7 protein-coding genes are annotated in these 9,137 nt (G+C 68.5%); 2 read left to right on the forward strand and 5 right to left on the reverse strand.

Going from position 1 to position 9,137, the window contains the following annotated elements:
* On the reverse strand, positions 1–313 hold a 313-nt coding region (locus EJC49_RS21265), incomplete at its 3' end, for a hypothetical protein (protein ID WP_126701942.1).
* The gene (locus EJC49_RS21270) at positions 310–864 is read right to left on the reverse strand and encodes a sigma-70 family RNA polymerase sigma factor (protein ID WP_245453507.1); all 555 of its coding nucleotides are present in this window, start codon (positions 862–864) and stop codon (positions 310–312) included. The genes EJC49_RS21265 and EJC49_RS21270, both read right to left, overlap by 4 nt.
* A gap of 178 nt (positions 865–1,042) precedes the next feature.
* Here EJC49_RS21270 and EJC49_RS21275 point away from each other — a divergent pair, with 178 nt between their 5' ends.
* Positions 1,043–1,831 carry a DUF4394 domain-containing protein gene (locus EJC49_RS21275; RefSeq protein ID WP_126701943.1) on the forward strand — a complete coding sequence of 263 codons (789 nt, stop codon included), beginning with the start codon at positions 1,043–1,045 and terminating at the stop codon, positions 1,829–1,831.
* A 106-nt stretch (positions 1,832–1,937) separates the two neighbouring features.
* Here EJC49_RS21275 and clpB read toward each other — a convergent pair whose 3' ends face one another.
* On the reverse strand, positions 1,938–4,544 hold the full coding sequence (gene clpB / locus EJC49_RS21280) for an ATP-dependent chaperone ClpB (RefSeq protein ID WP_126701944.1): 2,607 nt from the start codon (positions 4,542–4,544) through the stop codon (positions 1,938–1,940).
* 200 nt (positions 4,545–4,744) lie between these two features.
* Positions 4,745–5,041 (reverse strand): GNAT family N-acetyltransferase, encoded by a 297-nt coding sequence (locus tag EJC49_RS21285; RefSeq protein WP_126701945.1) that lies wholly within the window; start codon positions 5,039–5,041, stop codon positions 4,745–4,747.
* A 269-nt stretch (positions 5,042–5,310) separates the two neighbouring features.
* Here EJC49_RS21285 and EJC49_RS21290 point away from each other — a divergent pair, with 269 nt between their 5' ends.
* The gene (locus EJC49_RS21290; protein WP_245453506.1) at positions 5,311–6,831 is read left to right on the forward strand and encodes a L,D-transpeptidase family protein; all 1,521 of its coding nucleotides are present in this window, start codon (positions 5,311–5,313) and stop codon (positions 6,829–6,831) included.
* A gap of 24 nt (positions 6,832–6,855) precedes the next feature.
* Here EJC49_RS21290 and EJC49_RS21295 read toward each other — a convergent pair whose 3' ends face one another.
* Entirely contained in the window at positions 6,856–8,808 is a 1,953-nt protein-coding gene (locus EJC49_RS21295) for a M23 family metallopeptidase (RefSeq protein WP_126701946.1), read from the reverse strand.
* Positions 8,809–9,137 lie beyond the last annotated feature (329 nt).

The raw sequence follows: 9,137 nt of genomic DNA on the forward strand, positions 1-9,137 counted from the left end.
CGCCGGCGCGCCGCCGGGCGGCGAGATCGACCACCGGCGCGGCCTGGGAAGGCTGGGTGGCGGAAGCCGCCGGCGCGTGGTCGGCCGGTTGTTCGTCGAGCCTGGCTTCGATGGCGGCCCACAAACTATCGGGCACCGGGTCGCGGCCGGCGGTGTCGTCCAGCGCCGCCATCCGCGCGGAAAGCTGTTCCACGTCGGCGCGGAAGGCGGGGTCGGCGGCCATGTCGGCTTCGGCGCGCAGGCGCTCGGCCTCGTCCATGAGGCCCAGCACATAGTCGCCCGCGCGGGCGAGGCGGTCTTCCTCGGCGCTCATGACAGACACTCCTGCAGCGCGATCACGCCGCGCCGGATCCACGCCTTGACGGTGCCGACCGGCGCATCGAGCCGCGCGGCGATCTCGCCATGGGTGCAGCCGAGAACATAGGCGAGAAGGATCGATTCGCGTCGCCTCGGCTCCAGGGTCGACAGGCAGCGACGCAGCGCATCGCCTTCCGCCAGTGCTTCGTAGGCGGCGTGGGCGTCGCCGCGCCGGTCGCTGAACAGGGCGAGCTGCTCCTCGTCGGCGAAATCGAGCCGCGCCCCGTCGCGCACGGCGTTGAGCGCCCGGTTGCGCACGATCGTCGTCAGCCAGGCGCGTCCGGGGCCGCGCGCCGGGTCGAAACGTCCCGCGCTGCGCCAGACCGCGACGAAGGCGTCCTGGACGATTTCCTCGGCGACCTCGCGCCGACGCACGATGCGCCGGGCGATCGCGATCAGCCGGCCCGCCTCGGCGGCGAAAAGCTCGCCCAGCGCGGCGCGCTCGCCGCGGGCCACCCGCGCGAGAAGCTGCTCGCAATCGTCGTCTGTCCTGTCGGCCGCCATCATGCCTGTCACGCGATTTCCCTTTCCGTCCTTACACACGGGATGACGGCCGCCGATGCAAGCCCGGGAAAAAAATTTGTGCGCGCTGCATCCGCATTGCGATCCCGCGGGTAAGGCCCCTGTAAACCCCGGCGCGCCGCGTTCGCAGCCTGCCGGAGATCCAAGGAACAGGAGAAACGCCATGACGCATTCATCGATCATCCGCAGCCTTGCCGCGTCCGCAGCCCTCGTCGCCCTGACCGGCGCCGCCGCCGCCGCGCCCGCCATCGGCCTCACCGGGGACCGGACGCTGGTGTGGTTCGACACCGACCGCCCCGAGATCACCAGGACGGTGGAGGTCGAAGGCGTGGAGATGCTGCAGGGCATCGACATGCGCCCGGCCGACAAGATGCTCTACGGCATTACCAAGGATGGCACGGTCGTCACCATCGATGCCGAGACGGGCGTCGCGACGGCCGGCGGCAAGCTGGCCACCAACTTGCCCGAGGGCGTGATGGCCAGCGTCGACTTCAACCCGATGGCGGACCGCCTGCGGCTGATGGGGTCGGACGGCACCAACCTGCGCGTCAACATCGACACCGGCGAGGTGATCGAGGACGGCCGGCTGGCCTTCGAGGCCGGCGACGCCAATGCCGAGACCGAGCCGAAGGTGCTCGCCACGTCCTACATGAACGCCTATGGCAAGCCCGAGTCGACCGCGATGTACAATGTCGACGCTGCCGGCAACTTCATCCACCAGACCAAGCCGAACGACGGCGTGCTGAAGACGATCGGCAGCCTGGGCATTCCTGCTTCAGAGACCATGGCGATGGACATCCAGACCACGGCCGACGGCACCAACACGATCTGGCTCGCGGCTGGCGACGCGCTCTACACCATCGACGTCGACACGGGCACGGCGACGAAGGCCGGCGACATCACCGGCGCGCCCGGCCCGCTGCGCGACATCGCCATCCTGCCGGCGATGTGACCGTTCGCCGGGCCAGCCTCGGCTCGGCACGAAACCATCTGAAACGAGAGACGCCCCCGCATCGCTGCGGGGGCGTCTGTTCTTCGGGATCGCGGAAGGCGTCCGATCAGGCTGCTTCGGCCTCGCTCGGCATCTGGGCGCGCGGCCGGAACAGCAGGCGGTCGGACCCGGAGGCGATGACGACGGTCTGGCCGTCGCGGATGTCGCCCATCAGGATCTTCTCGGCCAGCGGATCCTGCAGTTCCTTCTGCATCACGCGCTTCAGCGGCCGCGCGCCATAGGCCGGGTCGTAGCCCTTCTCGGCCAGCCACTCGATCGCGCCATCGTCGAGTTCGAGCGTGATCTTGCGGTCGACGAGCAGCTTTTCCAGCCGCTTGAGCTGGATCCGCACGATCTGGCCCATGTCGGCGCGGCGCAGCCTGTGGAACAGGATGACCTCGTCGATGCGGTTCAGGAACTCCGGCCGGAACGACGCCTTGACCATGCCCATCACGTCGGCGCGGGCGGCGTCGGCGTCCTGGTCGTCGCGCAGATTGACCAGATACTCGGCGCCGAGGTTCGACGTCATGATGATCAGCGTGTTGCGGAAATCGACCGTGCGACCCTGCCCGTCGGTCAGGCGGCCGTCGTCGAGCACCTGCAGCAGCACGTTGAAGACGTCCGGATGCGCCTTCTCGATCTCGTCGAACAGCACGACCTGGTAGGGCCGGCGCCGCACCGCTTCCGTCAGCGCGCCGCCTTCCTCGTAGCCGACATAGCCGGGGGGCGCGCCGATCAGACGCGACACCGAGTGCTTTTCCATGAACTCCGACATGTCGATGCGCACCATGGCGTTCTCGTCGTCGAACAGGAACGACGCCAGCGCCTTGGTAAGCTCCGTCTTACCAACACCGGTGGGGCCGAGGAACATGAACGAGCCGATCGGCCGGTTCGGATCCTGCAAGCCGGCGCGGGCGCGGCGGACCGCCTTCGACACGGCCTGCACGGCCTCGCCCTGGCCGACGACGCGGCGAGCGATCTCGTCTTCCATGCGCAAGAGCTTGTCGCGCTCGCCCTCAAGCATTTTGTCGACCGGAATGCCGGTCCAGCGCGAGACGACCTGCGCCACGTGGTCGGGCGTCACCGTTTCCTCCACCATGGAGGTGCGGCCGTCCTGCGCCTCGGCGTCGACGAGCTTCTTCTCCAGTTCGGGGATGCGGCCATAGGCAAGCTCGCCGGCCTTCTGGAACTCGCCCTTGCGCTGGGCGATGGCGAGATCGTTGCGGGCCTCGTCGAGCTGGCGCTTCAGGTCGGCGGCGAGGCCGAGCTTCTGCTTTTCGGCCTGCCACTTGGAGGTGATCTCGGCCGAATCCTCCTCCAGCCCGGTCAGCTCCTGCTCGAGCCGGACCAGCCTGTCCTTCGACGCCTCGTCCTTCTCGGCCTTCAGCGCCTCGCGCTCGATCTTCAGCTGCATGATGCGGCGGTCGATCTCGTCGAGCTCCTCGGGCTTGGAATCCACCGCCATGCGGACGCGCGAGGACGCCTCGTCGACGAGGTCGATCGCCTTGTCGGGCAGGAAGCGGTCTGCGATGTAGCGGTTCGACAGCGTGGCGGCGGCGACCAGCGCCGAGTCCGAGATGCGCACCTTGTGGTGCTGCTCGTACTTCTCCTTCAGGCCGCGCAGGATGGAGACGGTGTCCTCCACCGTCGGCTCGTTGACGAAGACCGGCTGGAAGCGCCGGGCCAGGGCCGCGTCCTTCTCGACATGCTTGCGGTATTCGTCGAGCGTGGTGGCGCCGACGCAGTGCAGTTCGCCGCGGGCGAGCGCGGGCTTGAGCAGGTTCGACGCGTCCATGGCGCCCTCCGCCTTGCCGGCCCCGACCAGCGTGTGCATCTCGTCGATGAACAGGATGATCTCGCCCTCCGCGGTGGTCACCTCCGACAGCACGGCCTTCAGCCGCTCCTCGAACTCGCCGCGATACTTCGCGCCGGCGATCAGCGAGCCCATGTCGAGCGCCATCAGGCGCTTGTCCTTCAGGCTTTCCGGCACGTCGCCATTGACGATGCGCAGCGCCAGTCCCTCGGCGATGGCGGTCTTGCCGACGCCGGGCTCGCCGATCAGCACGGGATTGTTCTTGGTGCGGCGCGACAGCACCTGGATGGTGCGGCGGATCTCGTCGTCGCGGCCGATCACCGGGTCGAGCTTGCCCTCGCGGGCATCCTTGGTCAGGTCTCGCGCGTATTTCTTCATCGCCTCGAAACCCTGCTCGGCATTGGCCGAATCGGCCGTGCGGCCCTTGCGCACCTCGTTGATGACGGCGTTCAGGGCCTGCGCGGTAACGCCGGCCTTGGCCAGGATGTCGGCGGTCTTGGCCGACTTCTCGATGGCCAGCGCGGTCAGCAGCCGCTCGACGGTGACGAACGAGTCGCCGGCCTTCTTGGCCAGGTCCTCGGCGGTGGAAAACACCTTGGCGACAGGCTGCGACAGATAGAGCTGGCCGTTGCCGCCCTCGACCTGCGGCAGCGCCTTCAGCGCGGCCTCGACGCCGAGCTGGACGTCCTTCGGCCGGCCGCCGGCGCGCTCGATCAGCGAGGTCGCGAGGCCTTCGTCGTCGTCGACGAGAACCTTCAGCACGTGCTCGGGCGTGAATTGCTGGTGGTTGCGCGACAGCGCCATGGTCTGAGCGGACTGGATGAAGCCCCGGACGCGCTCGGAGTATTTCTCGATGTTCATGCTCTTGGTCTCCATTCCCTTGCCGGCCCGCCTGGCGGCACCGGTTCGGCTCGAGGTGACGGGCCGCTCCTCATGAAGCCGGCCCAACTCGGGCTGATATGGAGATTAGGACAGAGTTCCTCAAGATGGCTTGATGCGGGTCAAACGACGATCAACTCCGGAGTCGCCGCCCGCGTCGCCGCCCGCGTCGCCGCGGCGTCTCAGCCCGCCAGCACGTCGTCCCAGTCGGGCGCGTGGCGGGCGATCTCGTCGGCGACGAACCAGCAGGCGGGCGTGATCGTCAGGCCCTGCGCGCGGGCGTCCGCCACCAGCCGCTCCACCAGCGCCTCGGCGATGCCGTCGCCGCGATAGGGCACCGGCACGAAGGTGTGGTCGGCGACGATCCGCCGCTCGCCGGCCCGCACGAAGGTGAGCCGCGAATCCTCGCCGTTCGGCATCGGCACGAAGTAGCGCCCGCCCTTGGCGGTTTCCTCGAACTGGATGTCAGGTGCGGTCATGGCCGATTCTCCCGGGGCGATGTCGCCGCAGGATAGCCCAGGACGGGCGGCGAAATCACCGGGTGATCGGCACGCTTGTGCCGGCAACCCGGCGCCGGCCGCGGCGGTCCTGCACGGTCGCCGTCGCCAGGCGCCCGTGTCCGCAGGAAAAGCGCCGGTTCCGACCGCCATCTTCATGTCCCGTTCATGTGGAACCCTGCATCATCACGCCACATTTCAGGGCCATGGCGCGCACGCGCCCGCGGCCGCGAACCGACGAGACGAGGGACATGATCGGACGCCACCTTCTGTTTTCCGCCGCCACCGCCGTGACGACCGGCTTCGCTTCCTTCGCCTTCGCGGCCGTGTCGGATCGCGGCGCGCCCGCGATGTCGCTGCCCGCGCCGTCTGCGGGGATCAAGCTTGCCCAGAACGGCGGCGTCGACGTCTACTTCGATTCGCGCGGCCGCCGCGTCCTCGTGGACAGCCGCACCGGCGAGGTGATCGCCATCGAGGAGCCCCAGCGGCGCGGCGCCGGCATCGACCGGTTGCGCGACGCCGGCATCCTGCCGTCCATTCCCGGGAACGACCCGGCCGCCCTCGAACGCTACCGCCTGTTTCGCGAGCAGCAGCTCGGCCTGCGCGAGGCGCCCGAGCCGGTCTACCGCGAGTCGCGCCGCGACGCCGGGCGTTATGGGCTCTACGATGAATACGACTATGACGACGATGACGGTTTCGGCGATCGCCCCTTCCGCGACGACGACTACCGGGTCTATCGCGAGCGCAACCGTCCCGTCGAGCGTCGGGTCCTGCCGCCCTATCCGGACGGACAATACGCGCGCGGCGAGCCGGTCGAGCGCCAGCCGCTGCCCGAAAACCCCATCACCGGATCGACGCCGCCGAGCAGCGGCCAGCCTGTGGTCAGGCCCGGCGACGGCCAGCCTTCGATCGCCGCGCCGCGCAAGATGGAGACGGAGCAGGTCGCCCGCCTGCAGGTGCTGCTCGACCGCGCCGGCGCGTCCCCCGGCGTGATCGACGGCAAGATGGGCTCGAACGTGCAGAAGGCGCTCGACGCGTTGGTCGAGATGACCGGCGAGCGTCTCGACCCCAACGACACCGCGCGGATCGAGGCCTCGCTCATGGAGACCGGCGGCCCGGCCTTCATGACCTACGAGCTCACCCCGGAGGACGTCGCCGGTCCCTACGTGGCCTCCATTCCCGAGGATTACGGCCAGAAGGCCACGCTGGAGCGGATGTCCTACACCTCGACGTCCGAAATGCTGGCCGAGCGCTTCCACATGGACGAGGACTATCTCAAGGCGCTCAACCCGAGCGTCGACTTCAACCGGCCGGGAATGCTGGTCCGGGTCGCCAATCCCGGCAAGCCGAAGACCGGCAAGGTCGAGCGCATCGTCGCCGACAAGGGGCGCAAGCAGGTGCGCGCCTACGACATCGACGGCAAGCTGATCGCGGCCTATCCGGCGACGATCGGTTCCACCGACACGCCGTCTCCGTCCGGCACGGTCAAGGTCGAGCGGATCGCGCTCAATCCGCAATACACCTACAACCCGAAGATCAACTTCAAGCAGGGCGACAACGACAAGGTGCTGACCATTCCGCCGGGGCCGAACGGTCCGGTCGGCAGCGTCTGGATCGCGCTGTCGAAGCCGACCTACGGCATTCACGGCACGCCCGAGCCGTCGCGCATCGGCAAGACCAACAGCCATGGCTGCGTGCGCCTGACCAACTGGGACGCGACCGAGCTCGCCAACATGGTCCGGCCGGGGATCTTCGTTCAGTTCATCGACTGACCGGTTCCGGGCAGGGCGCCGCGTTCAGCGCGCGGCGCTCGCCAGTCGCAGAGAGCCTGAAACGCCATTGACCAGAAGCGCGTCGATGCGCTCGCGTTCGCGCTTGAACTCGGCCAGTTCGGCATCCTTGAGAACGCGTCCGGTCGGCAGCCTGACGCGCATCGGGTCGACCTTGGTGCCGTTGACGAGCATCTCGTAGTGCAAATGCGGACCGGTCGACATGCCGGTCGAGCCGACATAGCCGATCACCTGGCCCTGGCGGACGCGGGCGCCGGTGGTCACGCCCGAGGCGAAGCGGCTCTGGTGGTTGTAGGAAGTCTCGTAGCCATTGGCATGGCGGATGATGGTCTGGCGGCCGTAGCCGCCCGCCCATCCGGCGCTCTTCACCACGCCCGAGCCGGCGGCGATGATCGGCGTTCCGGTCGGCGCCGACCAGTCCACGCCCGAATGCATGCGCGAATAGCCCAGGATCGGGTGCCGGCGCATGCCGTAGCCCGAGCGGAACTTGCCGTTCGGCAGCGGGTTGCGCAGCAGGAACTGGCGGGCGCTGCGTCCATCGGAATCGAAATAGTCGACGGTGCCGTCGGCCATCTGGAAGCGGTAGAAGTTGCGCGTGGTGTTGCCGAAGCTGGCGCGCACGTAGAGCAGTTCGGATTCGGCCGAGGCCGTGTTGTCCTCGCTGGGCTGCGAGAAGAACACCGAGATCGAATCGCTCGGGTTGATGCGCGACTGGAAGTCCACGTCGGCGGCCAGCAGCCGGATCAGCTGCTTGGTCATGTCGCTCGACATGCCGTAGGAATAGGCGGCGCGGTAGATGCCGTCATAGACGCGCGGGAGTTCGCCGCGCATGCGCACCGGCGGGCTGTCGTCGTCGAAGGCGGCGATCACCGCCGGGCTCTTGTCCGGTTCGTCGGCGGGGACGAACTGCTCCCGGTCGTCGACGGCGATGGTCACCAGGTGCGTCTGCCGGTCATAGAGGCTGGCGCGCACGATGCGTGGGTCCTCGCCGGCGGCTTCCACGCCCAGGCGCAGCACGGTCCCCGGTTTCAGGGCCGGCGCGTTCATGATCCTGCCGATGGCGTCGGCCATGCCGGTCGCGTCGTCGCCGACGAAGCCGGCGTCGGCCAGCACGTCCACCGTCGGGCGGTCGTTGCGGACGATGAGGATCTCCTCGGCGAAGCTCGGCGCCGCGGTCACGTCGTTGTTGCGGTGCGCCACCGAGACGTTTTCCTGCACGATGCGCACGCCGTAGGACTGCGTCAGCGTGGCGGTGGCGGCGGATTCGCCGAAGCGCAGCGGATCGACGTAGTGCAGCGCGGCGAGCTGCACCTCGCCGTCCGTCAGGATGGCGCCGGTGGTGCGCACCACCTCCTCGACTTCGTCGGGCGACAGGCTGCTGGTTTCGTCGAAGGCCGCGGTCTCGATCGGGAAATCCATCACCTCGAGGCTGACTTCGCTCTCCACCTTGGCATCATAGGCGAGCGTCGTGGCGGGGGCGGTCTGCGGCTGCGGTCCCGGTCCTTCGGCGAAGACCGAGAGCGGGTCGAAGGGCGGATAGTTGCGTGTCGTGGTGTAGGCGGCGGCGAGCGGCATGCGAAGCTCGACGAACGGCATGTTGCGCACGACCTCGCGGTCGCCGACGCGGCTGACCGTCGGCAGTTCCATCCGCCGCCTGTCGCGCGCCCGGTTGACGGCCGAGGTGGGAACCACCCGCGCCGCCTTCGCGGTGTCGCCGGCATCGGGACGCGCCATGGCTTCCACTTCGGCGATCTCGGGCGGCGTCGCCAGCTGCTCGCGACCATCCAGCGCTGCCAGCAGGGCGACGCCCATGAGCACGGCGGAGGTGACGCCCGTCAGAAAGGTGCCGGAAAGCCACCGCGCGGAGATCTCCCGCCGATCGGGCGGGCCCGCGCGGCCGGCGGTCGTCAGCGGCGGTTCGTTGCCGAGCCTGGCGATGGCCTGTTTGAAATCTTGCATCGCTGCAGGCGTTTTCCCCGAGCCGCGGTTGAAGTCTTTTTTGCGTGGCGAGCGAAAGTGCCCGCCACGAGCCATCCTGTCAATGAACGACGCTCCGATCGGCCGGTGGCCGCTGGCGCGCGATTCAAGACGAGCCCCCTCGTCGGAGCGGACAATTCCCGCGCAGTGTGGCGTCAATGGGGCCGGTTTCGGGCGGGTCTCGCGGGCGCGCGCGATTCATTAGATCATCATGGTCCGTCGTAAAAAGTTCAAGAAACTTCAGAATCGTCGTTGACAGGCTGCGGGGGTGGGGCCTATATACGCCTCACCAACGACAGCGGCGACGCTGC

The sequence above is a fragment of the Aquibium carbonis genome, from assembly GCF_003970795.1.
Classification (GTDB): domain Bacteria; phylum Pseudomonadota; class Alphaproteobacteria; order Rhizobiales; family Rhizobiaceae; genus Aquibium; species Aquibium carbonis.

Coding starts and splice junctions, on each gene's coding strand:
- EJC49_RS21295 (WP_126701946.1), bottom strand. CDS start 8,808: ATGCAAGATTTCAAACAGGCCATCGCCAGGCTCGGCAACGAACCGCCG.
- EJC49_RS21270 (WP_245453507.1), bottom strand. CDS start 864: ATGATGGCGGCCGACAGGACAGACGACGATTGCGAGCAGCTTCTCGCG.
- EJC49_RS21285 (WP_126701945.1), bottom strand. CDS start 5,041: ATGACCGCACCTGACATCCAGTTCGAGGAAACCGCCAAGGGCGGGCGC.
- clpB (WP_126701944.1), bottom strand. CDS start 4,544: ATGAACATCGAGAAATACTCCGAGCGCGTCCGGGGCTTCATCCAGTCC.
- EJC49_RS21275 (WP_126701943.1), top strand. CDS start 1,043: ATGACGCATTCATCGATCATCCGCAGCCTTGCCGCGTCCGCAGCCCTC.
- EJC49_RS21290 (WP_245453506.1), top strand. CDS start 5,311: ATGATCGGACGCCACCTTCTGTTTTCCGCCGCCACCGCCGTGACGACC.